Annotated in this window: 21 protein-coding genes; 17 read left to right on the forward strand and 4 right to left on the reverse strand. The window is 72.5% G+C overall.

What is annotated here, in order from left to right:
• Positions 1–148: 148 nt before the first annotated feature.
• From CR162_RS13605 to CR162_RS13625, 5 genes are read left to right on the forward strand one after another with little or no spacing between them, the layout of a single operon-like run.
• On the forward strand, positions 149–1,132 hold the full coding sequence (locus tag CR162_RS13605) for a Bug family tripartite tricarboxylate transporter substrate binding protein (protein ID WP_176559849.1): 984 nt from the start codon (positions 149–151) through the stop codon (positions 1,130–1,132).
• A gap of 5 nt (positions 1,133–1,137) precedes the next feature.
• Entirely contained in the window at positions 1,138–1,995 is an 858-nt protein-coding gene (locus tag CR162_RS13610) for an IclR family transcriptional regulator (protein ID WP_099096082.1), read from the forward strand.
• The gene (locus CR162_RS13615; protein WP_099096083.1) at positions 1,992–2,969 is read left to right on the forward strand and encodes a Bug family tripartite tricarboxylate transporter substrate binding protein; all 978 of its coding nucleotides are present in this window, start codon (positions 1,992–1,994) and stop codon (positions 2,967–2,969) included. Before CR162_RS13610 ends, CR162_RS13615 begins: the two co-directional genes overlap by 4 nt.
• A gap of 11 nt (positions 2,970–2,980) precedes the next feature.
• Positions 2,981–3,874, forward strand: coding sequence for an SDR family oxidoreductase (locus CR162_RS13620; protein WP_099096084.1), 894 nt, complete (start codon positions 2,981–2,983; stop codon positions 3,872–3,874).
• 4 nt (positions 3,875–3,878) lie between these two features.
• Positions 3,879–4,676, forward strand: a complete 798-nt coding sequence (locus CR162_RS13625; protein ID WP_218014895.1) for an enoyl-CoA hydratase/isomerase family protein — start codon at positions 3,879–3,881, stop codon at positions 4,674–4,676.
• Here CR162_RS13625 and CR162_RS13630 read toward each other — a convergent pair.
• Complete coding sequence (locus CR162_RS13630; protein WP_099096086.1) at positions 4,642–5,865, reverse strand: CaiB/BaiF CoA transferase family protein; 1,224 nt, start codon at positions 5,863–5,865, stop codon at positions 4,642–4,644. The genes CR162_RS13625 and CR162_RS13630 overlap by 35 nt on opposite strands.
• 116 nt (positions 5,866–5,981) lie before the next feature.
• Here CR162_RS13630 and CR162_RS13635 point away from each other — a divergent pair, with 116 nt between their 5' ends.
• The 12 genes from CR162_RS13635 (at position 5,982) to CR162_RS13690 (ending at position 20,536) form a co-directional block, all read left to right on the forward strand.
• On the forward strand, positions 5,982–6,965 hold the full coding sequence (locus CR162_RS13635; RefSeq protein ID WP_099096087.1) for a Bug family tripartite tricarboxylate transporter substrate binding protein: 984 nt from the start codon (positions 5,982–5,984) through the stop codon (positions 6,963–6,965).
• Between the two features lie 106 nt (positions 6,966–7,071).
• Positions 7,072–7,809 carry a FadR/GntR family transcriptional regulator gene (locus tag CR162_RS13640; RefSeq protein WP_176559850.1) on the forward strand — a complete coding sequence of 246 codons (738 nt, stop codon included), beginning with the start codon at positions 7,072–7,074 and terminating at the stop codon, positions 7,807–7,809.
• The gene (locus tag CR162_RS13645; RefSeq protein WP_099096089.1) at positions 7,806–9,011 is read left to right on the forward strand and encodes a CaiB/BaiF CoA transferase family protein; all 1,206 of its coding nucleotides are present in this window, start codon (positions 7,806–7,808) and stop codon (positions 9,009–9,011) included. Before CR162_RS13640 ends, CR162_RS13645 begins: the two co-directional genes overlap by 4 nt.
• Positions 9,012–9,016: 5 nt before the next feature.
• Positions 9,017–9,412, forward strand: a complete 396-nt coding sequence (locus tag CR162_RS13650) for a PaaI family thioesterase (RefSeq protein WP_099096090.1) — start codon at positions 9,017–9,019, stop codon at positions 9,410–9,412.
• Between the two features lie 19 nt (positions 9,413–9,431).
• Positions 9,432–10,610 carry a CaiB/BaiF CoA transferase family protein gene (locus CR162_RS13655; protein WP_176559851.1) on the forward strand — a complete coding sequence of 393 codons (1,179 nt, stop codon included), beginning with the start codon at positions 9,432–9,434 and terminating at the stop codon, positions 10,608–10,610.
• Complete coding sequence (locus CR162_RS13660; protein WP_099096092.1) at positions 10,607–11,734, forward strand: NAD(P)H-dependent flavin oxidoreductase; 1,128 nt, start codon at positions 10,607–10,609, stop codon at positions 11,732–11,734. Before CR162_RS13655 ends, CR162_RS13660 begins: the two co-directional genes overlap by 4 nt.
• Before the next feature lie 63 nt (positions 11,735–11,797).
• Positions 11,798–12,781: a tripartite tricarboxylate transporter substrate binding protein gene (locus CR162_RS13665; protein WP_099096093.1), complete on the forward strand. Its 984-nt coding sequence runs from the start codon at positions 11,798–11,800 to the stop codon at positions 12,779–12,781.
• Between the two features lie 37 nt (positions 12,782–12,818).
• The gene (locus CR162_RS13670; protein ID WP_099096094.1) at positions 12,819–13,628 is read left to right on the forward strand and encodes an enoyl-CoA hydratase/isomerase family protein; all 810 of its coding nucleotides are present in this window, start codon (positions 12,819–12,821) and stop codon (positions 13,626–13,628) included.
• Between the two features lie 6 nt (positions 13,629–13,634).
• Positions 13,635–15,818, forward strand: a complete 2,184-nt coding sequence (locus CR162_RS13675; RefSeq protein WP_099096095.1) for an acetate--CoA ligase family protein — start codon at positions 13,635–13,637, stop codon at positions 15,816–15,818.
• Positions 15,815–17,449 (forward strand): AMP-binding protein, encoded by a 1,635-nt coding sequence (locus tag CR162_RS13680; RefSeq protein WP_099096096.1) that lies wholly within the window; start codon positions 15,815–15,817, stop codon positions 17,447–17,449. Before CR162_RS13675 ends, CR162_RS13680 begins: the two co-directional genes overlap by 4 nt.
• Positions 17,450–17,539: 90 nt before the next feature.
• Positions 17,540–18,769, forward strand: coding sequence for an ABC transporter substrate-binding protein (locus CR162_RS13685; protein ID WP_099096097.1), 1,230 nt, complete (start codon positions 17,540–17,542; stop codon positions 18,767–18,769).
• Positions 18,770–18,892: 123 nt separating this feature from the next.
• Entirely contained in the window at positions 18,893–20,536 is a 1,644-nt protein-coding gene (locus CR162_RS13690; RefSeq protein WP_099096098.1) for a flavin-containing monooxygenase, read from the forward strand.
• Positions 20,537–20,585: 49 nt separating this feature from the next.
• Here the strand turns inward: CR162_RS13690 and CR162_RS13695 are convergent, their stop codons facing one another.
• The 3 genes from CR162_RS13695 to CR162_RS13705 form a co-directional block, all read right to left on the reverse strand.
• Positions 20,586–21,572: a Bug family tripartite tricarboxylate transporter substrate binding protein gene (locus CR162_RS13695; protein ID WP_099096099.1), complete on the reverse strand. Its 987-nt coding sequence runs from the start codon at positions 21,570–21,572 to the stop codon at positions 20,586–20,588.
• Positions 21,573–21,633: 61 nt separating this feature from the next.
• A complete protein-coding gene (locus tag CR162_RS13700) occupies positions 21,634–22,614 on the reverse strand; it encodes a Bug family tripartite tricarboxylate transporter substrate binding protein (RefSeq protein ID WP_099096100.1) in 981 nt (326 codons plus the stop codon).
• A gap of 55 nt (positions 22,615–22,669) precedes the next feature.
• Positions 22,670–23,656: a Bug family tripartite tricarboxylate transporter substrate binding protein gene (locus CR162_RS13705; protein WP_176559852.1), complete on the reverse strand. Its 987-nt coding sequence runs from the start codon at positions 23,654–23,656 to the stop codon at positions 22,670–22,672.
• Positions 23,657–23,673 lie beyond the last annotated feature (17 nt).

Here is a 23,673-nt window from a genome sequence, read left to right on the forward strand (position 1 = left end):
GCCTTTCGGCGGAGCCGGTGCCCGACCCGACGCCGGCCGCAACCATGGCCTTCATCCGTTCGGAATACGACAAATGGACGCCGGTGATCCGCGCGCTTGGCCTGCGGGTCGAGTGAGCCGGCGCGACAAGCGACCAGGGTGCAAGATGATGAACCGCCGCAACATGCTGGGACTGCCGCTGGCCATCGGCGCCGCGGTGGGTCTGCCCGCCCCGGCCCGGGCGCAGGGCGTCTATCCCGACCGGCCCATCCGCCTGCTGATCGGCTTCGCCGCCGGCGGGCCGACCGACATCGTCGGCCGGCGCTTCGCCGACCGGCTCGGCGCGGTGCTCGGCCAGCCGGTGGTGGTGGAGAACCGCTCCGGCGCCAGCGGCGCGATCGCCTCGGTCGAGGTGGCGCGCGCGCGGCCGGACGGCTACACGCTGATGCTCGCCACCTCCTCGAGCCATGCCATCTATGCCACCCTCGCGGTGCGCCCGGGCTTCGACCCGGTGGCCGACTATGCGGCGGTGGCGCTGATCGGCGTGGTGCCGATGGTGCTCGGCGCCCATCCCGCCTTCGCCGCCGACCTGCCCGAGGCGCTGGGCAAGATCCGCGCGTCGCGGGGGGAGATCGCGCTCGCCACCTCCGGCAATGGCGGCATCGCGCATTTCGCCGCCGAGCTGCTGCTGCACCAGGCGGGCGGGCTGCGCGCCAACCTGGTGCATTACCGCGGCGGCGGCCCCGCCGTGCAGGACGCCATCGCCGGGCATGTGCCGCTGGTGGTCGAGACCTTCGCCACCACGCTCGAGCACCACCGCGCCGGACGGCTGCGAATCCTCGCCGCCTTCGCCGAGCGGCGCTCGGCCGCCGCGCCGGACGTGCCGACCGCGATCGAGCAGGGCGTGCCCGACATGCTCGCCAACACCTACAATGCCCTGCTCGCGCCCGCGGGCACGCCCGCGCCGGTGATCGCCAAGCTCGCCGAGGCCACCGCCAAGGTGGCGGCGGAGCCGGAGTTCCAGGCCTTCCTCCGCAGCGTCTCGGTCGAGCCGACGCCCGACAGCACGCCGGCGCGCACGGCCGAGTTCATCCGCAGCGAGCGCGCCAAGTGGGAACCCATCATCCGCGCCACCGGGCTGCGGATCGAATAGGAAAGGTGCCCGCCGCGCCCCGCCACGGTCGCGAAGCCGCCGAGGAGGCGGGGCCGCCGCGCGCGCTCGGCCGCACGCTCGGCATCTTCGCCGCCGTCGCGGCGGCGCCGGATGGGCTGCCGCTGGCGGAACTCAGCGCCGCGCTCGGCAGCCCGAAAAGCAGCCTGCTCGCGCTGCTGCGTCCCCTCGCCGAGGAAGGCTTCCTGCTGCATGGCGCGGGGCGCTACCGGCTGGGGCCGGGGGCCTTCCGCCTCGCCGCGGCGATGCTCGCGGCACGGCGGCTGCCCGAGCAGCTGCGCGCGGCGATGGAATGGCTGGCCGAGCGCAGCGGCGAGACGGTGATCCTCACCTCCATCGACCGCGCGGCCGGGCTGGTGGTCTATGCCGAATGCATCGACAGCCGCCAGCCGGTCCGCTACGTGGTGCCGGCCGGCTCGACGCGGCCGCTGCATTGCTCGGCGGCGGGCCGCCTGCTGCTCGCCTTCCAGGACGAGGCGTTCCGCGAGCACTACCTGGAAACGACGCCGCTGCGCCCGCTGACGCCGCTGACCGTGACCGACCGGGCGGCGCTGCGGGGCATCCTCGAACGGACGCGGCGGGACGGCATCAGCGTGACCGTGGGCGAGACCGTGCGCGGGGCGGCCGGCTGCGCCGCGCCGGTCTTCGACGCCGATGGCGGGGTCTCGCGCGCGCTGCTGCTCGGCGCCCCGGCCGACCGCTTCGGGCATGAGATGCCGCGGCTGGCCGCGCTGCTGCGCGAGGCGGCGGCGCGCGCCTCGGAACGCGGCGCCGGCCCGCCCGCCGCCCTCATGCCTTGCCGGCGCAGGCCGGCCAACCAGGTCAAGGGAGCAAGAGCGTCATGACCCATCGCCGCAGCCTGCTGCTCGCCGCCGCGGGCTGCCTCGCCGCGCCCGGCCTGCGCACCCAGGGCGCCGAATGGCCCTCGCGCACCGTGCGCGTCATCGTCGGCTTCCCGCCGGGCGGATCGGTGGACGTGCTGACGCGCATCCTCGCCGAACGCATGCAGGCGCGCACCGGGCAGGCCTGGGTGGTGGAGAACCGGCCCGGCGCGGGCGGCAACATCAGCGCCGAGGCGCTCGCGCGATCGGCGCCGGACGGGCACACCATCGCGATGCTGCCGATCAGCATCTACGCCATCAACCGCTTCCTCTATGCCCGGCTGCCCTTCGACCCGGACCGCGACCTGATCCCGGCGAGCCTGGTGTGGGATTTCCCCAACGTCGCCGTGGTGCCGGCGCAGCATGTGCCGGCGCGGACGCTTGCCGAGTTCGTCGCCTGGGCGAAGGCGCGGCCCGGCGGCATTTCCTATGGCTCCTCGGGCGTCGGCACGACGATCCACCTGTCCGGGGCGCTATTCGCCGCGCGCAACGGGATCGCGGCCACCCATGTGCCCTTCCGCGGTGCCGCGCAGACCATCCCGGCGATGCTCGCGGGCGACATCCACTTCGCCATCGACGGGCTCGCCTCCTACATGCCGCTGATCCAGGAGGGCAAGGTGCGCGCGCTCGCCATCACCTCCGACCGACGCTGGCCCACCCTGCCCGATGTGCCGACCATGGCCGAGGCCGGCGTGCCGGATTTCGTCATCATGCCCTGGAGCACCTGGAGCTTCCCCGCCGGCACGCCGCCGCGCATCGTCGCGCGCCTGGCCGAGCTGGTGCGCGAGCTGACGGCAGGCCCCGAGATGGAACGCCGCGCGATCGAGGTGGGGGCGCACTGGCGCGCCACCACGCCGGAGGAAACGCGCGCCTTCATCCAGAGCGAATTGCCGCGCTGGCAGGAGATGGTCCGCATCTCGGGCGCAAGGGTCGAATGAGGAACACAGGCATGGAAACTTCCGCCACATCACGACGCTACGGCTTCGACGACGCGGAGCTGCTGGCGCAGCCGACGGTGTTCCGTCCGGGGCTGTTCGCCGGGCAGACGGTGCTGGTCTCGGGCGCCGGCAGCGGGCTCGGCAAGGCGGTGGCGGCGCTGTTCGCGCGGCTCGGCGCGCGGCTGGCGATCTGCGGGCGCGATCCGGCGCGGCTGGAGGCCGCCGCGGCGCTGCTGCGCGGCCTCGGCGCCGAGGTGATCGCGGTGCCGATGAGCATCCGCGACCCCGACCAGGTGCAGGTGCTGATCGAGCGCGTCTGGGCCGAGGCGGGCGGGCTCGACCTGCTGGTGAACAATGCCGGCGGGCAGTTCCCGCAGGCCGCGCTCGACTACACGCCCAAGGGCTGGAACGCGGTCATCGACACCAACCTCAACGGCACCTGGTACATGATGCAGGCGGCCGCGCGCGCCTGGGTGGCGGCCAAGCGGCCCGGCGCCATCGTCAACATCGTCGCCGACATCTGGCGCGGCATGCCCGGCATCGCCCATACCTGCGCCGCGCGCGCGGGCGTGGTCTATGTCTCGAAAAGCGTCGCGGTGGAATGGGCGCCGCACCGCATCCGGGTGAACTGCGTCGCGCCCGGCTGCGTCGAGACAACGGCCTTCAGCCTCTATCCGCCGGAAGGCAGCGCGACCTTCTACGAATCCAACCCGATGCTGCGCGCCGGCGACGCGCAGGACATCGCCGAGGCGTGCTGCTACCTCGCCGCGCCATCGGGCAAGTTCGTCACCGGCGAGGTGGTCACGGTGGATGGCGGGCAGCAGCTCTGGGGCGACCCCTGGCCGATCGGCCGGCCCGACTATTTCAGGATCCCGCATGGCGCCGCCCCGGCGCCGAAGGAGTGAGAGCGTGGACGACAAGGACCCGATACTGTTCGATGTGGATGCGGCGAGCGGGGTGGCGACGCTCACCCTCAATCGCCCCGAACGCTTCAACGCCTTCAACCGGCCGATGCTGCTGCGCTGGCGCGAATGCCTCGACCGCGTCGAGCGCGACGGCGCCATCCGCGCCCTGGTGGTGACCGGGGCGGGCCGCGCCTTCTGCGCCGGCGGCGAGATGGACGAGCTGGAATCCTTCCTCGATGCCTCCTCGGAGGAACGCAAGGGCTTCCTGTGGGACAGCGTGCACCCGATCGCGCTGACGCTCGAGCGCATCGACCGCCCGGTGATCGCCGCGCTCAACGGCACGGCGCGCGGCGCCGGGCTCGACATGGCGCTGATGTGCGACATCAGGATCGCCGATCGCGGCGTGCTGCTGGCCGAAAGCTACATCGCCATGGGGCTGATGCCGGGCGATGGCGGCAGCTGGTTCCTGCCGCGCCTGGTCGGCGTGCCGAAGGCGCTGGAACTGCTGTGGACCGGCGATGCCATCACCGGGGAGGAGGCGGAGCGCATCGGCCTGGTCAACCGCGCCGTGGCCGACGGGCAGGCGCTGGCCGAGGCGCGCGAACTCGCCGCGCGCATCGCCCGCCAGCCCGCCGCCGCCATCCGCTTCACCAAGCGCGCGGTGCAGCAGGGGATGCGGATGGATCTGCGCGCGCATCTCGACATGGTGTCCTCGCACATGGCGGTGCTCGAGGACATGCCCGACTTCGCCGATCGCGTGCGCGCCTTCAAGGCGCGCCGGCAGGCGCCGCGAGGCGGGTGACGCCGGCCTCGGCGAGGGCGGCGATCTCCTCCTCCGTGTAGCCGAGCTCGGCGAGCAGCTCCGCGCTGTGCTCGCCGAGGCGCGGCGCGTGACGGCGGATCGCGGGCGGGCTCGCGCTCCAGTTGGCGGCGGGCGGGCGCATGGCGCGCACGCGCCCCTCGCTCGGGTGGTCGGTCCAGCGGAACATGCCGACCTGCCTGAGGTGCGGGTCCTCGAGCAGCGTCTCGAGCGTGTTGAGCGGCGTCGCCGGGATGTCGGCGCGCTCGAAGGCGGCCAGCCACTCGGCGGTGCTGCGGTGGCGCAGCTCATCCTCGAGCATGGCGTGGATCTCGCGCGCATGGATGGTGCGGCTGGTCAGGCTGGCGAAGCGCGGGTCGCGCTCCATCACCTCGGGCCGGCCGACCAGCTCGAAGAAGCTGCGCCAGTGGCGGTCGGTATAGACCATGGCGCAGACAAAGCCGTCGGTCGTCGCGTAGGGGTGGCGCTCGGGCGCGAGGGAACGCGGATAGCCCGGCGGGCCCGCCGGCGGGTCGTAGGCGAGGCCGCCCATGTGGTCGCCGAGCACGAGCTGGGTGACGGTCTCGAACATCGGCACCTCGATCGCCTGGCCTTCGCCGGTGCGGCCGCGATGCACGAGGGCGCCGAGCGCGGCATTGGCGACGGTGGCGCCGACATGGCGGTCCATGATGGCGAGCGGGATGTAGCGCGGCACGCCATCCCCCGCCTGCGCGATCAGCGAGGGGACCGAGGCGATGCCCTGGATCAGGTCGTCGAAGGCCGGGCGCGCGGCATAGGGGCCGTCCTGGCCGAAGCCGACGGCGGCGACGTAGATGAGGCGCGGATTGGCCGCGCGCACCGCCTCGGCGCCGAGGCCGAGCCGCGCCATCGCCGCGGGGCGGATGTTGGTGATCAGCACGTCGGCGCGCCCGGCGAGACGCAGCAGCGCGGCCCGGCCTTCCGCGCGCTTGAGGTCGAGCACGAGGCTGCGCTTGTTGCGGTTGGCGTTGAGGAAGAGCGGCCCCATGCCGGGATTCCGCATCGGCCCGATGCCGCGCACGGAATCGCCCTCGGGCGGCTCGACCTTGATCACGTCGGCGCCCATGTCGCCGAGGATCTGCGCGGCGACAGGCCCCATCAGGACCGAGGAGAGATCGAGCACGCGAATACCGTCGAGCGCCGCAACGGCCATGGAGTCTTCCTTCCCCTGATGCAGGCCGGCGGCGACGCTGGACGCGCGCGCGCCGGCTTCCGTAGTGTGCAGGCGCGGCGCGCGACGCGCCAGCCAATGCGGAGAGGAAACCTGCCATGCACCCGTCGCGACGCGCGATCCTGCTGTCCATGCCCGGCCTTGCCGCGGCGCGCGCCGGCCTCGCGCAGACGGCCGCCGCCTATCCCGCGCGCGCGGTGCGCGTGGTCATTCCCTCGGCGCCCGGGGGGCTGACCGACGGCTTCGTGCGGCTGGTCGGCGACGCGATGCAGCAGGCCTGGGGGCAGCCCTTCGTGATGGACCACAGGCCGGGCGCGGGCGGCATCGTCGGCACCGAGCATGTGGCGCGCGCGGCGCCGGACGGACACACGCTGCTGATGGGCAATATCGGCCCGCTGGGCATCAATCCCGGCCTCTATCCGCGCCTGCCCTACGACGCCGCGCGCGACCTCGCGCCGGTCTCGCTGGTCGCCGTCTATCCGAACGTGCTGGTGGTCAACCCCGCGGTGCCGGCGCGCAACGTCGCCGAGCTGGTGGTGCTGGCCAAGGCGCGGCCCGGCGCGCTGCGCTTCGCCTCGGCGGGGATCGGGCAGTCGCAGCATCTCTCGGGCGAGATGTTCAACGTGACCGCCGGGGTGCAGATGACGCATGTGCCCTATCGCGGCACCGGTCCGGCGCTGTCGGACGTGATAGGCGGCCATGTCGAGATGATGTTCAGCAACCTGCCGCCGGCGGTGGAGGCGATCCGCGCCGGGCGGCTGCGCGCCCTCGGCGTCACCGGCACCGCGCGCAGCGCGGTGCTGCCCGAGGTGCCGACCATCGCCGAGGCCGGCGTGCCCGGCTATGAGGTGTTCTCCTGGATCGCGCTGGTCGGCCCCGCCGGCATGCCCGGCGAGATCGTCGCCAGGCTGCACGCCGAGACCGCGCGGGTGGCGCGGACCGAGGAGGCGGGCCGCTACTACCTCTCCCTCGGCGCCGAGCCGCGCACGGAGCTGAGCCCGGAGCAGGCCGGCGCCTACATGCAGCGCGAGCGCGAGCGCTGGGCGGAGCTGATCCGCCGCGCCGACATCCGCCCGGAATAGCCGCCGCCGCGCCCCTTGCCGCGTGCCGGGGCGCATGCGATCCTGATTGCTCCAATAATTGACCGCGGTGCCCATGGCGGCGCCGCGGCGTGATGGGTGGACGTCGATGCGGCTGACCGAAGTCAAAACGCAGCGCGCCTTCGAGGCGATATCGAGCCAGATCACCGAACGGATCCGCCGCGGTGAACTGCGCGCGGGCGACCGCCTGCCCAATGAGCGCGAACTCGCCGACGCCTTCGCGGTCAGCCGCCATGCGGTGCGCGAGGCGCTGCGCTCGATGGAATCGGTCGGGCTGCTGCATCTCCGCAAGGGGGCGACCGGGGGCGCCTTCGTCTCGGGCGGGCGGCCCGAGGCGGTGGCCGAGGCGATGCGCGGCATGTTCTATGTCGGCGGCATCTCGCTGGCGGAACTGACCGAGGCGCGGCTCGAGATCGAGACGGCAGTGCTGCGGCTCGTCTGCGGCAGACTCGACGAGGCCGGGCTCGCGCTGCTCGAGGACAACGTCGCCGCCGCCGAGCGCGCCACCGAGGCGGGCGACAACGCCGCCAAGGTGACGCTGAACATCCGCTTCCACGAATTGCTCGCCACCCTGACCGGCAACACGGTGCTGGTGGTGATGATGAAGGCGCTGCTCGACATCCTGCGCGAATTCGCCCAGCGCGCCGGGCCGGTGACGCAGATGGACGTCATCGCCTCCCGCCGGCGGCTGCTGCGCCACCTGCGCGCCGGGCGGCAGGACAGCGCCGTGGCCGAGCTGGTCCGCTGCCTGCGCGCGGTGCACCGTCACTACCTCGGCGCGCTGAAGGGGCGCGGGGCCGCCGCGCCGGGGATGCCGGGGCGATGAGCACGCCCGCCGCCGCGTCCGGCCCGCTGGCGGGGATGCGGATCCTCGACCTCAGCACGCTGATCGTCGGGCCCTATGCGACGCAGATCCTCGGCGACTACGGCGCCGACATCATCAAGGTCGAGGCGCCGGACGGCGACATCATGCGAAACTCCGGGCCGGGGCGCGGGGCGGGGATGGGGCATATGTTCCTCCATGCCAACCGTAACAAGCGCTCGGTGGTGCTCGACCTCAAGCGGGAGGAAGGGCGGCAGGCGGTGCTCGCGCTCGCGCGCGGGGCGGATGCGCTGATCTACAACCTTCGGCCGGCGGCGATGGACAGGCTCGGGCTCGGGCACGACGCGGTGGCCGCGGTCAATCCCGGCATCGTCTATGCGGGCGCCTTCGGCTTCAGCCAGCGCGGCCCCTATGCCGACCGGCCGGCCTATGACGACCTGATCCAGGGCATGGCGGGCATCGCCTCGCTGTCGGCGATCGCGGCGGGGGAACCGCGCTACGCGCCGCTGGTGCTGGCCGACCGGGTGGTGGCGCTGCAACTGGCCAATGCGGTGCTCGGCGCGCTGCTGCACCGGGCGCGGACCGGGCGCGGCCAGCGGGTGGACGTGCCGATGTTCGAGGGGCTGCTCGAACTCGTGCTGGGGGAGCATCTCGCCGGCCTTGCCTTCCGCCCGGCGGAGGGGCCCTTCGGCCATGCCCGCAGCCTGTCGCGGGAGCGGCGGCCCTTCCGCACCGCCGACGGCCATGTCTGCCTGCTGCTCTACAACGACGCGCAGTGGCGCCGCTTCCTCGGCTGCATCGGCCGGTCCGAGCTGATGGAGGATGCGCGCTTCGCCACCTATGCCGAGCGGATGCGGCATGTGGACGTGGTCTATGGCTTTCTTGCCGAGACGCTGGCCGCGCGCTCGACCGAGGAATGGCTGGCGCTGCTGGCCGAGGCCGACGTGCCGGTGGCGCGCATGGCCGCCATCCCCGACCTGCTCGAGGACGAGCACCTGCGCGCGATCGGCTATTTCCGTGAGATGGAGCATCCGAGCGAGGGCGCCATCCTCGGCCTCGCGGTGCCGTCGGAATGGTCGGATTCGCCGCCCTCCATCCGCCGCCACGCGCCGCTTCTCGGCGAACATACCGAGGAAGTGCTGCGCGAGGCCGGGCTCGATGTCGAGGCGATCGCCCGGCTTTGCAAACCCACCGAGAAGATCTGAGGGACATGGACCGCGACACGCTCGCCGAACGCATCGTCAGGGCGCCCTTCCACCGCTGGCTCGGCCTTGAGGTCGCGTCGGCGGACGCGACCGGCGTCGAGCTCATCATGCCCTGGCGCGAGGAGATCATCAGCCGCGCCGACCCGCCCATCATGCATGGCGGGGTGGTGGCGGCGCTGATCGACACCGCCGGGCTCTATGCCGTGCTGGCGGCGGGCGGCAGCGCCATCGGCACCGCCTACATGCATGTGGACTACCATCGCCCGGTGGTCAGCGGCACGGTGCGGGTGCGCGCCCGCGCGCTCAAGCTCGGGCGCCGCATCTCGGTGGCCGAGGCGATGGTCTATGGCGAGGGGCCGGAGCCGCTGGCCAGCGGCCGCGGCGGCTATTTCCCGCCATGAACGACGGACGGAAGGACGCATGACGACGATGATGGGACTTGCCGGCACGCTGGCGGGCATCCGGGTGCTCGATCTCAGCCAGGGCATCGCGGGGCCGCATGGCGCCTGCCTGCTCGGCGACCTCGGCGCCGATGTGGTGAAGGTCGAGCCGCCCGAGGGCGACTGGGGCCGGCGCCTCGGCGCCGCGCCGGGGGAGGTCGGGCCCACCTTCCACAGCTTCAACCGCGGCAAGCGCAGCATCGTGCTCGACCTGCGGCAGGAGAGCGCGCGCGAGACGGCGCGTGCGCTCGCCGCGCGCGCCGATGTGGTGATCGAGAGCAACCGCCCCGGCGTGGCGCGGCGGCTCGGCCTCGACCATGCCACGCTGTCGGCCGGGCGGCCGGAGCTGATCTACGTGGCGGTCAGCGGCTTCGGCCAGGACGGCCCCTATGCCGAGCGGCCGGCGACCGATTCCATCGTGCAGGCCTTCACCGGCCTGCCGCACGGCGCCAGCACCACCGGCGAGCCGCTGCGGATCCGCTTCGGCATCGTCGATGTCGGCGCCGGCATCTATGCCAGCCAGGCGGTGCTGGCGGCGCTGCTGCTGCGCGCCCGCACCGGGCGGGGCGGGCTGCTCGACATCAACCTCACCCATGTCTCCGCCGCGCTGCAGGCCTACAAGCTGGCCGAGGCGGCGGGCCCCGCGGGCAGCGAGCCGCGCGAGCTGGTCGCGGGCATCGGCACCTATGCCACCGCCGATGGCCACCTGGTGGTGGCCGGCGTGCAGGAGCGGCATTTCGGCATCCTGCTCGACGTCGTCGGCCGCGCCGACCTGCGGAGCGATCCGCGCTTCGCCGAGCCCGGAGCGCGGCTGGCCAATCAGGCGGCGCTGCGCGGCCTGATCGCCGAGGCGATCCGCCTGCGGCCCACCGCGCATTGGGTGGCGGCGATGGGCGCGGCGGGGCTGCCCTGCCAGGAATTGCTGACCTATGGCCGCTTCCGGCAGGACCCGCATGTGCGTGCGGTGAACCTCGTGGAAGATGTTGCCTATGCGGGGCAATGGCCCCTGCCATCCGTGCGTTGCCCCGGCCTTCCGCAAACGGAGTTCGCGGCCCGCCGCGCCCCCGCGCTCGGCGAGCATACGCGCGAGATCCTGGCCGAGGCGGGGCTCGGCCACATGTCCGACTGCGAAACCCAGCGCCAAGAGGCCATGCGATGACTGCGAAACTCAAGGAACAGCTCGGCTACGACGCGCCGATCTTCGCCTTCAACCATTGCCGCGACGTGGTCGTGGAATGTACCCGGGCCGGCGGCTTCGGGGTGCTGGGCAGCAGCCTCTTCTCGCCCGAGGAGCTCGACCAGGAGCTGAACTGGATCGACCGCCATGTCGGCGACCGCAGCTATGGCGTCGATATCCTGATGACCTCCAACTACGACGAATCGACGCAGAAGGTGGCCGGGCCGCTGGCCGATTCGCTGCCCGAGGCGCAGCTGCGCTTCGTCGATGAGGTCCTGGCGCGCGAGGGCGTGGCCCCGCTGCCCAAGGAGGTCGAGCGCGAGCGCCGCGCCACCATGGCCGCCCGCGAGCGCTACATCACCCGCGACGGCGTGCGCGCCCTGGTCGATGTGGTCTGGCGCCATCCCAAGGTGAAGCTGCTGGTCAGCGCGCTCGGCGTGCCGCCGGCGGACATCATCGCCAAGGCGCATGAGCGCGGCATGCTGGTGGGCGGCGTCTGCGGCGCGCCCGAGCACGCCGAGCGGCAATGCGCGGCGGGCGTGGACGTGCTGGTCGCGCAGGGCAGCGAGGCGGGCGGGCATACCGGCACGATCTCGACCATGGTGCTGGTGCCGCAGGTGGTGGATGTGGCGAAGGGCCGCGCCGCGGTGCTCGCCGCCGGCGGCATCGCCCGCGGCAGCCAGATGGCGGCGTCGATGGCGCTCGGCGCGGATGGCGTGTGGTGCGGCTCGGTCTGGCTGGTGACGCGCGAGAGCGACCTGCTGCCCAACCACAAGGCGGTGCTGCTGAAGTGCCGCAGCCAGGACACCCTCCAGAGCCGCAGCATGACCGGCAAGCCGGTGCGGATGAACCGCAGCCGCTACACCGATGCGTGGTCGGCCGCGGGCGCCCCGGCGACGCTGGCGCCGCCGATGCAGAAAGTGCTCTACGAATACGCCCGCAGCCGCATCGACCGCGCCCAGCGCGACGACCTCTATTCCTATCCGGTCGGTCAGGTGATCGGCATGGTGCGGGAGGAGACCACGGTGCGCGAGGTGATGCTGCGGATGCAGACCGAGTATCTCGAGACGCTTGAGCGCATGGGACGGCAGACGGAATCAGCCTGACGCCGGCCGGCCGGCGCATGGCGCGCCGGCCGCCGGACATCGGGACAAACGGGAGGACGGAAGATGGCCATCAACAGGCGCGCCCTGATCGCGGGCGCTGGCGCGGCGATCGCCCCGGCATGGGCGCCGGCGGCCCTTGCCCAGGCCTATCCGGCGCGTCCGGTGCGCCTGATCGCGCCGATCCTGCCCGGCGGGGTGACCGACATCCTCGCGCGGCTGTTCGCGCTGCGGCTGACCGAGCGCATGGGCCAGCCGGTGGTGGTCGAGAACAAGCCCGGCGCCGGGCTCATCATCGGCATGGAGCATGTCGCGCGCTCGGCGCCGGATGGCTACACCATCATCATCGCCAGCCAGGGCGCGATGGCGGTGAATGCCTCGCTCTTCGCCCGCCTGCCCTACGACACGCTGCGCGACTTCGCGCCGATCACCCAGGTGGTCGAGTTCCCGGTGATGCTGGTGGTCAGGCCGGATTTCCCGGCCGCCGACATCAACGCCTTCCTGGCCATGGCGCGGGCGCAGCCCGGCGCGCTGACCTTCGGGTCGGCCGGCATCGGCACCATCTCCCATCTCGGGATGGAGCTGCTGAAGGCGCGGGGGAATGTCGACCTGACCCATGTGGCCTTCAACGGCGAGGCGCCGCCGCTGCAGGAGGTGATCGCCGGGCGCGTCTCGGCCCTGCTCGCCACCTTCGCGGTCGGCATGCCGGCGGTGCGCGGCGGGCAGGTGCGCGCGATCGGCATCGCCTCGCGCCGGCGCTCGGCGCTGGCGCCGGACATCCCGACCCTGGCCGAGACGGGCCTCGCGGATTTCTCCGTCACCGGCTGGTTCGGCATGCTGGCGCCCGCGGGCACGCCGCCTGCGGTGGTGCAGCGCCTGCACCGCGAATTCCTCGCCGTCCTGGAGGAGCAGCAGAGCCGCGAGCGGCTGCTCGCCCTCGGCGTCGAGCCGCAGGGGTCGGAATCGCCCGCCGCCTTCGGCAGATTCATCGCCGAGGAGACCGCCCGCTGGCGGGAGGTGGTGACGCGCGCCGGCATCCGTGCCGGCTGAGACCCGCCCCCGCCCCGCCACAGGAGGAAACAACGAGATGAACGCAGCCGAAGCCACCCCAACCCTGGTGCGGACCGAGCGGCGCGGCGGGGTGATGGTCATCACCCTCGACGACCCGCCGACGCGCAATTCCCTGACCAACCCGCTGCGCGCGCAGCTCGGCGCGGCGGTGGCCGAGGCCGAGGCCGACCGCTCGGTGCGCGCGGTGCTGGTCAATGCCAGGGGCCCGACCTTCTGCGCCGGGGGCAACCTCGAATCCATCCGCGACGACAGCGCGCCATGGAACGTGCACCAGCGCTTCCGCCGCTTCACCCAATGGCTGTTCCCGCTGATCTGGCTCGACCGCCCGGTGGTGATGGCGGTGCAGGGCCAGGCGGTGGGCGGCGGGCTCGGCCTCGCGCTCACCGGGGACCTGCTGGTGGCCGGCGAGAGCGCGGTGTTCATGGCCGGCTTCTTCCGCCTCGGCGTCATCCCCGACATCGGCGTGATGTATCACCTGCCGCGGCTGATCGGCATGGCGCGCGCCAAGCGCTTCCTGTTCGAGAACGCCACCATGACGGCGCGCGAGGCGCATGAGATCGGCCTCGTCGCCCATGTCGTGCCCGACGCGCAATTGCAGGAGGAGGCCTTCGCCCGCGCCGAGCGCCTAGCCGCCGGGCCGACCGCGGCGATGGGCCTGGGCAAGCAGTTCATGGCCCGCAGCTTCGAGACCAGCCTGCTCGACATGTTCGGCTATGAGGGGCTCGGCCAGATCCTCGCCATGACGCATCCCGAGTTCCGCGAGGGCATCGGCGCGATGATCGACAAGCGCAAGCCAGATTTCCCCGGTGCGGCGCAGGGGGGCTGAGCCGGCATGGACGACACCGAGGTGGGCTACGTGCCCGGCCCCCGCGCGCTGTTCGGCCAGGCCGAGCTGCGCCGCATGATGCACCCGCGCTCGGTCGCCGTGGTCGGCGCCTCGGAGACCCCGGGGTCGTTCGGGCGGCGCACCATCGAGAATCTCGACATCGGCTTCCCCGGCCGCATCCTGCCGGTCAACCCGCGCTACCGAGAGATGTTCGGCCGGCCCTGCTACGCCTCGCTCGAGGACCTGCCCGAGCCGCCGGACTGCGTCATCCTCACCGTCCCGCGCGAGCATGTCGAGCCGCTGGTCGAGCGCGCCGCGGCGATCGGCGCCGGCGGCGTGATGCTCTACAGCTCGGGCTATGCCGAGGTCGGGCGGCCGGAGCGCGTCGCCGCGCAGCGCCGCCTGGCCGAGATCGCCGCGCGCACCGGCCTGCGGATCCTCGGTCCCAATTGCGCCGGCATCGCCAACCTGACGCTGCCGGCCGGCCTGACCTTCATGCCGAAATTCTTCGAGATGCGGCGGGTCTGCGGCCCGGTCGGGCTGGTCTCGCAGAGCGGCGCGCTCGGCTATGTCGTGCTGCAGGCGATGGAGCGCGGCATCGGCTTCTCGCACTACCTCACCGCCGGCAATTCCTGCGATGTCGATGTCTGCGACCTGGTGAACTACCTGGTCGAGGAGGAGCAGACGCGGGTCATCGCCTGCATGCTCGAAGGCGTGCGCGACGGGGCGCGGCTGCTCGGCGCGGCGCAGGCGGCGCTGCGGGCGGGCAAGCCGCTGGTGGTCTACAAGCTCGGCGGCAGCGAGATCAGCCGGCAGACCGCGATGTCGCACACCGGCACGCTGGTCGGCGCCGACGAGGCCTATCGCGCCGCGCTGCGCCGCGCCGGGGCGGTGATCGTGGACCATTGGGAGGAGGTGCTGGAGACCGCCACCCTGTTCGCCCGCGCTGGCGCCCCGCGCTGCCCGGGCGTGGGCGTCATGGCGCCTTCGGGCGGGGCGGCGGTGATGGCGGCCGACGAGGCCGAGCGCGTCGGCCTGTCGCTGCCGCCGCCGCAGCCGCAGACCTCGGCGAAGCTCGAGGCGGTGATCCCGGAATTCGGATCGAGCGCCAACCCGAGCGACATCACCGCCGAATCGGTCAAGGACGTGACGATGTACGGCACCTGCATCCGCGCCTTCGCCGAGGATCCCGGCTATGGCGCGGTGGTGGTGCCGATGATGTCGGTGCACCTGCCCGGCGCGGTGGAGCGCGCGCACTACATGGCGAAGCTGGCGCCGGAACTGCCGGTGCCGCTGTGCGTGGTGTGGCTGAACGAGTGGCTGCAGGGGCCGGGCAGCGAGATCTACGATGGCTGCGAGAACCTGCCGACCTTCCGGACCATGGCCCGCTGCATCACGGCGCTGGCGCGCTGGAATGCCTATCATGCCGGGCGGGCGGAATTGCTGCGCGAGGACGCGCCGGCCGCCGCCCCGCCCGGCGCCGCGGCGGCGGCCCGCGCCGTGCTGGCCGCCGCCCCGCCGGGGCGGACCCTGGGCGAGCGCCTGTCGAAGGAGGTGCTCGCGGCCTACGGCATCCCGGTGACGCGCGAGGTGCTGGCGCGCGATGTCGAGGCGGCGGTCGCCGCGGCGCGCGGGATCGGCTTCCCGGTCGCGCTCAAGGCCGATTCGCCCGACATCCCGCACAAGACCGAGGCCGGCGTGATCCGCCTGGGCATCGCCGACGAGGCCGCGCTGAGGGCCGCCCATGCGGCGATCCTGGCGGCGGCGGCGCGCGTGCCCGGGGCGCGGGTCGATGGCGTGCTGGTGCAGCAGATGGCGCGGCCGGGGGCGGAGATGATGGTCGGCGCGCGGCTCGACGCGCAGTTCGGCCCGCTGATCACCTGCGGCTTCGGCGGCGTGGCGGTGGAGGTGACGCGCGACGTCGCCACCGCCCTCGCCCCGGTCGGCGCGCGCGAGGCGGGGGCGATGATCGCCTCGCTGCGCGGCCACCGGCTGCTGACCGGCTACCGCAACCTGCCCGCCGCCGATACCGGGGCGCTGGCGGAGATCGTCGGGCGGCTGTCGCGGCTCGCTTGCGACCTCGCGGACGAGATCGAGGAGATCGACGTGAACCCTGTCATCCTCGGCCCCGGCGGGGCGCTGGCGGTGGACGCGCTGGTGGTGCGCCGCGCCGCGGCGGGCGCGCCATGATCGGCGCCGCGCTGCCCGACGAGGCCACCGCGCAGGGCTGGCGCGAGGCCGGCTGGTGGGCCGGGGTCACCATCCTCGACGCGCTGGCCGAGGCGGTGCGCCGGACGCCGGGCAAGACCGCCGTGGTCGCCCCCGGCGGGGTAAGCATGACCTATGCCGAGCTCGACGCCGAGGCGGGGCGCCTCGCGGCGGGGCTGGCGGCGCTGGGGGTGGGGCCGGGCGACGTGGTGGCGCTGCAGCTGCCCAATTGCGCCGAGTTCGTCTGCCTGCACCTCGCCATCAGCCGGCTGGGCGCGGTGACCAACCCGCTGCTGCCGAACTACCGGGCGAAGGAGCTGGGCTACATCCTGCGCCATGGCGGGGCGAAGGTGGCGGTGATCCCGGCACGGCACCGCGGCTTCGACTATCCGCCGATGTATGCCGCGCTGGCGGCCGGGCTGCCGGGGCTGCGCGCGGTCGTGGTGATGGGCAGTGAGGCGCCGGGCATGGTCGGCTTCGCCGATCTGCGCGCCGGGGCGGCGGCCCCGCCGCCGGCGCGGGTGGACAGCGGCGAGATCACCGCGCTGATCTTCACCTCGGGCACCGAATCCACGCCCAAGGGCGTGATGCACAGCCACGACACGACGATGTACGCCACCCGCACCATGGCGCGGCTGATCGGCCTCGGCGCCGATGACGTGGTCTGGATGCCCTCGCCGATCGCGCATGGCAACGGCTTCCTGTGGGGCATGCGCCAGGCGCTGACCATCGGCGGCACGCTGGCGCTGCAGGACGCCTGGGACCCGGAGGAGGCGCTGCGCCTGATCGAGACGCATCGCTGCACCTTCACCCTCTGCGCCACGCCCTTCGCGGCGATGCTGGTCGAGCAGCCCTCGGCGGCCAGCCGCGACCTTGCCTGCTTCCGCATCTTCGCCACCGCCGGGGCGCCGATCCCGCGCCACCTCGGGCCGCTGGCGCGCGAGCGCATCGGCTGCACGCTGATCGGCATGTGGGGCATGACCGAATGCTTCGTCGGCACCGCCTCCCCCCCCGATGACCCGGATGAGCGGCTGTGGGGAACCGATGGGCGGGCGATGCCGGGCACCGAGGTCGCCATCTTCGACGAGGACCGCCAGCGCATCCTGCCGCCGGGCGAGGTGGGGGAACTGGCGACCCGCGGCCCGCATGTCGCGCTCGGCTACCTCAACGACCCGGAGCGGACGCTGCAGACCTTCACCCCCGGGGGCTGGCTGTTCACCGGCGACCTCGCGACCCTCGACGCGGCGGGCTACATCCGCATCGCCGGGCGGCGCAAGGACATCATCAACCGCGGCGGGCTGAAGGTCAGCGCCAGCGAGGTGGAGGAGATGCTGCTGCTGCACCCTGCCGTGCGCGAGGTGGCGGTGGTCGGCGTGCCCGATGACCGGCTCGGCGAGAAGGGCTGCGCCTTCGTGGTGCCGCGCGGCGATGCCGCGCCCGACCTCGCGGAGCTGGTGCGCCACCTGGAGGCGCGCGGTGTGGCAAAATACAAACTGCCCGAGCATATGAGGCTGGTGCCGGGACTGCCTATGACGCCGAGCGGCAAGGTGCAGAAATTCATGCTGCGCGAGAGTTTCACGCGCGAGCATGGGCAGGCGGGCGGATCGGCGTGATCCCCGCCGGGCGTCGCGCCGCGGGCGCGAGGCTGATGCGCGGGACCGGCGCGGAGTCACCGCAACCGGAGGAACGGACAGGGACAATCAATGACCATTGACAGGCGCAGCCTTCTCAAGACCGCGGCGGCGGCCAGCACCGCGGGCGCGCTGCCGTGGCGCAGCGCGAAGGCGCAGGCGGCCAATACCGTCAAGCTCGGCCTCATCATCGACATGTCGGGCACTTATCGCGACATCACCGGGTCGACCTCGGTTGCCGCCACGCGGCTCGCCATCCAGGAATTCGCCGGCCGCGGGATCAATGTCGAGCTGGTCTTCGGCGACCATCAGAACAAGCCCGATGTCGGCGTGGCCATGGCGCGGCAGTGGCTGGACCGCGACGGCGTGGACGCGCTGATCGATGTCGGCACCTCCTCGGTGGCGCTGGCGGTCAACGAGGTCTGCCGCGAGAAGAACAAGGTCCATCTCAACAGCTCGGCGGCGACCACCGACCTCACCGGGCCGCGCTGCTCGCCCAACACCGTGCACTGGACCTACGACACCTGGATGCTCGCCAATTCCACCGGCGGGACCATGGTGCGCGCGGGCGGCGACAGCTGGTTCTTCATCACCGCCGACTACGCCTTCGGCCATACGCTGGAACAGCAGACCGGCGGCTTCGTGCGCGCCGCGGGTGGGCGCGTCCTCGGTTCGGTCCGCACGCCCTTCCCCGGCACCACGGATTTCTCCTCCTTCCTGGTGCAGGCGCAGGCCTCGCGCGCCAAGGTGATCGGGCTGGCGAACGCCGGCGCGGACACGATCAACTGCATCAAGCAGGCGGCCGAGTTCGGCATCACCCGGCGCGGCACCAAGCTCGCCTCGCTGCTGATGTTCATCTCCGATGTCCATGCGCTCAGCCTACAGGTGGCCCAGGGCCTGGTGCTGACCGAGACCTACTACTGGGATCTCAACGACCGCACGCGCCGCTTCGCCGAGAAGGTGCGCGCGATCACCCCCACTAACCTCCCCGGCATGGGCCATACGGGCTGCTATTCCGCCGCGCTCCATTACCTCAAGGCGGCGTCCGACATGGGCGTGGCGGCGACCAAGGCGAGCGGCGCGGCGGCGGTGGCGCGGATGAAGGCGATGCCGACCGACGACGACTGCTTCGGCCCGGGCTCGATCCGCGCCGACGGGCGGAAGCTGCACCCGGCCTATCTGTTCGAGGTGAAGAAGCCCGAGGAAAGCCGCGGCCCCTGGGACTACTACAAGCTGCTGCAGACCACCGCGGCGGACCAGGCCTTCCGCCCGCTGGCCGAGGGCGGCTGCACGCTGGCCTAGCCCGCCGGCCGAGGAATCGCGGCGCGGCGGCCGGCTGCCCCCGGCCGCCGCGCCCGAAGCCCCCGGCGCGGCTGCACGCGCCGGAGGCATCCGCTGAGAACAAAACGGAAGGGAGTGACTGCCATGAATTACATCGCGCCCGGTTCAGGCGCCGGAGCACCGGCCCATGGCGGCGACTTCGACGCCATTGTCATCGGCGCCGGCTTCTCCGGCCTGTATCTGCTGCACCGCCTGCGCGACCAGCTCGGGCTGTCGGTGCGCGTGCTGGAAGCCGCCGACGGCGTCGGCGGCACCTGGCATTGGAACCGCTACCCCGGCGCGCGCTGCGATTCCGAGAGCCATTCCTACTGCTACTACTTCTCGAAGGAACTGCTCGAGGAATGGGAGTGGTCGGAACGCTACCCCACCCAGCCCGAGATCCTGCGCTACCTCAACCACGTCGCCGACCGCTTCGACCTGCGGCGCGACATCGCGCTCAACACCCGCGTCAGCGCGGCCCGCTTCGACGAGGCGGCGAACCTCTGGCATGTGACGACCGCCGAGGGCCGGACGCTCAGCGCGCCCTTCCTCATCACCGCGGTCGGCTGCCTGTCGGCCGCCAATGTGCCGAAGATCCCGGGCCTCGAGGATTTCGCCGGCCAATGGTACCACACCGGCGAATGGCCGCATGAAGGCGTGGACTTCACCGGCAAGCGCGTGGGCCAGATCGGCACCGGTTCGACCGGCATCCAGGCGGTGCCCGTGATCGCCGAGACCGCCGGGCATCTGTGGGTGTTCCAGCGCACCGCCAATTACAGCGTGCCCGCCCACAACGCCCCGTTGTCACCCGAGACCAAGCGCTGGATCCGCGAGCACCGCGAGGATATCCGGCAGGTGATGACCACCAACACCAACGGTCATCCCTTCCACATCGAGGACCGCTCCGCGCTTGAGGTGAGCGAGGAGGAGCGCCAGCGCCTGTATGAGCAGGCCTGGGCCAAGGGCGGGCTACAGTTCCGCGCCACCTTCCGCGACCTGCTGGCGGACAAGGCGGCGAACGACACCGCCTCGGAGTTCCTGCGCGCCAAGATCCGCTCGATCGTGAAGGACCCGAGGACGGCGGCCATCCTGTCGAACATCGACCATCCCTATGCGACCAAGCGCCCGCCGATCGACAGCGGCTATTTCGAGGCCTTCAACCGCGACAACGTCACCCTGGTCGATCTGCGCGCCGCGCCGATCGAACGCATCACGCCGCGCGGCATCAAGACGAAGGATGCGGAATATCCGCTCGACATCATCGTCTTCGCCACCGGCTTCGACGCGCTGACCGGGCCGCTGCTGCGGATCGACATCCGCGGCAGCGGCGGCCGGTCCCTGCGCGATGCGTGGGAAGCGGGGCCGGTCAACTATCTCGGCCTGCAGGTGCCGGGCTTCCCCAACATGTTCACCATGACCGGGCCGGGCAGCCCCTCGGTGCTGTGCAACATGCCGGTGGCGATCGAGCAGCACGCCAACTGGATCGCCGACTGCATCGCGGGAATGCGCGCGAAGGGGCTGAGGCGGATCGAGGCGCAGCCCGAAGCCGCGCAGGCCTGGGTGCGCGAGGTGAACGCCGCGGCCGAGGCGACGCTGCTCCCCGAGGCCGGCAGTTCCTGGTATCTCGGCGCCAACGTGCCGGGCAAGCCGCGCGTCTTCATGCCCTATGCGGGCGGCATGGCCCATTACCGCGCGATCTGCGACGAGGTCGCGCGCAAGGACTACGAGGGCTTCGCCCTCTCTGCCTGACGGCAGGCCGGGCGGCGGGCGGAACGCGCCCGCCGCCCGCGCCCCCGCTTCAGGTCGGCTCCATTCCGGCCTTGGCCATCAGTTCGCGGTTCGTTGCCAGTTCGCGGCGGATCCGCTCGACCAGCGGCGCCTCGCCGATCTCGGGCGGTGCCATGCCCTGGGTGGCCATGAAGGCCCGCACCGCCGGATCGGCGAAATGCTCCGCCAGGGCGCCGCGGATGCGCTCGATGATCGGCGCGGGGGTGCGCGGCGGGGCCTCCACCGAATACCAGGTGGTCGAGATGAAGCCGGGAAAGCCCTTCTCGATGAAGGTCGGCACATTGGGCAATTGCTCGGTCCGCGCGGCTGTGGGCACCGCCAGGGGGCGCAGCCGCCCGGCCTCGATATGCCCCTTGCAGGCACCGAGCAGGGCGAACATGCAGTCGGTGCGCCCGGCGATGGTGTCGGTCATCGCCGGCGGCGAACCTGCATAGGGGACGTGCAGCATCTCGATGCCGGCGCGATTGCAGAGGTCGAGCATCGCCATGTGCGCGGTGGTGCCGACGCCCCAGGTGGCATAGGAGATCGACTGGGGCCGCGCGCGCGCCGCCGCCAGCAATTCCTCAAGGCTGTTCCAGCGCGGATTGGCGACCAGCAGATAGAGGCTGTCGCAGACCTGGGTGATGTGCGTGAAGTCGGTGATCGGGTCGTAGCCCGGGTTGCGCAGCGCCAGCGGCGTCAGCGTGAAGGTCGAGATGGTGCCGAGCAGCAGCGTCAGCCCGTCCGGCCGCGCGCGCGCGACGTAGCGCGCCCCGATCGAGGTCGAGGCGCCGGGCTTGTGGTCCATGATGAAACTGCCGCCCAGGCGCGCTTGCAGCCCGTCGGTCACGATGCGCCCGATCACGTCGGAGGCGCCGCCCGGCGCATAGGTCACCACCAGCGCGACCGACTGCCCGGCCGGATAGGGCGCCTGCGCCTGGGCAGCCGGGGCGGCAAGGCTTGCCGCGGCTGCCCCCAGCGCGCCGCGGCGCGTGATGTTCATCTGTCTCATGGTCATCCTCTCCCTTCCTCAGGCGGTCGCTCGGGGCCCCGGCGGCCCGCTCAGCGGTGCCCGCGGCTCATGATGGCTCGACACCCGAGCGGGCCATCAGCTCCCGGTGCAGGGCCAGTTCGCGCCGGATGCGGGCCAGCAGCGGCCCCTCGCCGATCTCGGGCGGCAGCATCCCCTGGGTCGCCATGAAGGCCTGCACCGCGGGATCGGCGAAGTGCTCGGCGAGCGCGTCGCGGATCCGCGCCGCGATCGGCGCCGGCATGCCCGGCGGCCCCTGCACCGAATACCAGACCGTCGAGACGAAATCCGGAAAGCCCTTCTCGATGAAGGTCGGCACGTCCGGCAGTTGGGGCGGCCGCGTCGCGGTCGGCACGGCGAGGCCGCGCAGCCGCCCGGCCTCCATATGCCCCTTGCAGGCGGCCAGCAGCGCCGGCAGGCAATCGGTGCGCCCGGCGATGGTGTCGATCATCGCCGGCGGCGAGCCAGCATAGGGGACGTGCAGCATCCGCACGCCCGCCCGCCGGCACAGATCCTCCATCCACAGATGCGAGGTGGTGCCGATCCCCCAGGTCGCGTAGGAAATCGATTCCGGCCGCGCCCGCGCCGCGTCGAGCAGCGCCTCGAGGCTGGGCCAGCGCGGATTGGCCGCCAGCAGGAACAGGCTGTCGCAGGCCTGGGTGATGTGGGTGAAGTCGTTGATCGGGTCATAGCCCGGGTTCCGCATGGTCAGCGGCGTCAGCGCGAAGGTCGAGACGCTGCCGAGGAACAGCGTGCTGCCGTCCGGCCGGGCGCGCGCGACATGGCGCGCCGCGATCGAGGTCGAGCCGCCGGTCCGGTGCTCGAGAAAGAAGGTGCCGCCGAGCCGTTCCTGCAACCCCTGGGTGACGATCCGCCCGATCACGTCCGAGGCGCCGCCCGGCGCCAGCGCCACCACCAGGGCCACGGACTGGCCGGCTGGATAGGGCGCCTGCGCGCGCACCGACGGGGCGGCGAGGCTTGCGCCGGCGGCGAGAACCGCGCGGCGGCGGGTGATGGTCCCATAGGCCATCTACGCTTCCTCCCTTGCTTGCGGCGCGACAGCGCCGAACCCCTTGATTCCGGCCTCAGCCCTGGCGGGCGGCGATGCGGGCGAGGATCGGCCGCCAGCGTTCCGCCTCGACCTGCATGAACGCGCTGAATTCAGCCGGCGTGCTGCCGGCGAGGAATTGCGCCTCCTCGGTCAGGCGCCGCTCGATCCTCTGGTCGCGCAGCGCCTCCACCGTGGCGCCGTGCAGGCGGTCGATCACCGGCTGCGGCGTGCGCGCCGGCGCCACCAGGCCGAACCAGCTCTGCGCCACCAGGCCCGGCGTCACCTCGCCGAAGGTCGGGATCTCCGGCGTCGTGGGCACGCGCCGCTCGCTGGTCCAGCCGAGCAGCCGCCCCTGCCGGTTGCGATAGACCGGCAGCGCGGTGCTGCCGGCGACCACCATCAGGTCGAGGTTGCGCGCGAGGAAGTCGTTGAGCTGCCCGGCATCGCCGCGATAGGTCACGTCCTGCATCTGCAGGCCGAGCCGTTCGAGCACCATCAGCATCGCCATGTTGGTCAGCGTGGTCGGGCCGTTGGTGCCGTAGGTGATCTGCCCCGGCCGCGCCCGCGCCGCCGCCACCATGGCGGCGATGTCGGCCGGCCCGTCATTCTGGGCGATGATCGCGAAGGGAAAGGTCGAGACCAGCGAGATCGGCGCGAAATCCGCCACCGCATAGGGCAGGTTCGGCACGATCACGGGATTGATGGTCAGCGTGGTGCCGGCACCCATCAGCAGCGTCTGGCCGTCCGGCCTGGCGCGGGCGACCGATTCGGCGCCGATCACGGTATTGCCGCCGGGACGGTTCTCGACCAGCACGGTCTGGCCGAGCAGCTGGCCCATGCGCTCGGCCAGCAGCCGCGTGACGACATCGGTGCTGCCGCCGGCGGCGAAGGGCACGACGATGGTGACCGGCCGCTGCGCGCCGCCCTGCTGGGCCAGCGCCGGGCGGCCCAGGCTCGGGCCTGCCGCCAGCGCGCCGATGCCGGCGGCAAGACTGCGGCGCGTAAAGGACAACAAACCCATCTGCTTCCTCCCCATTT

It is taken from the genome of Teichococcus rhizosphaerae, from assembly GCF_002631185.1.
GTDB lineage: Bacteria > Pseudomonadota > Alphaproteobacteria > Acetobacterales > Acetobacteraceae > Pseudoroseomonas > Pseudoroseomonas rhizosphaerae.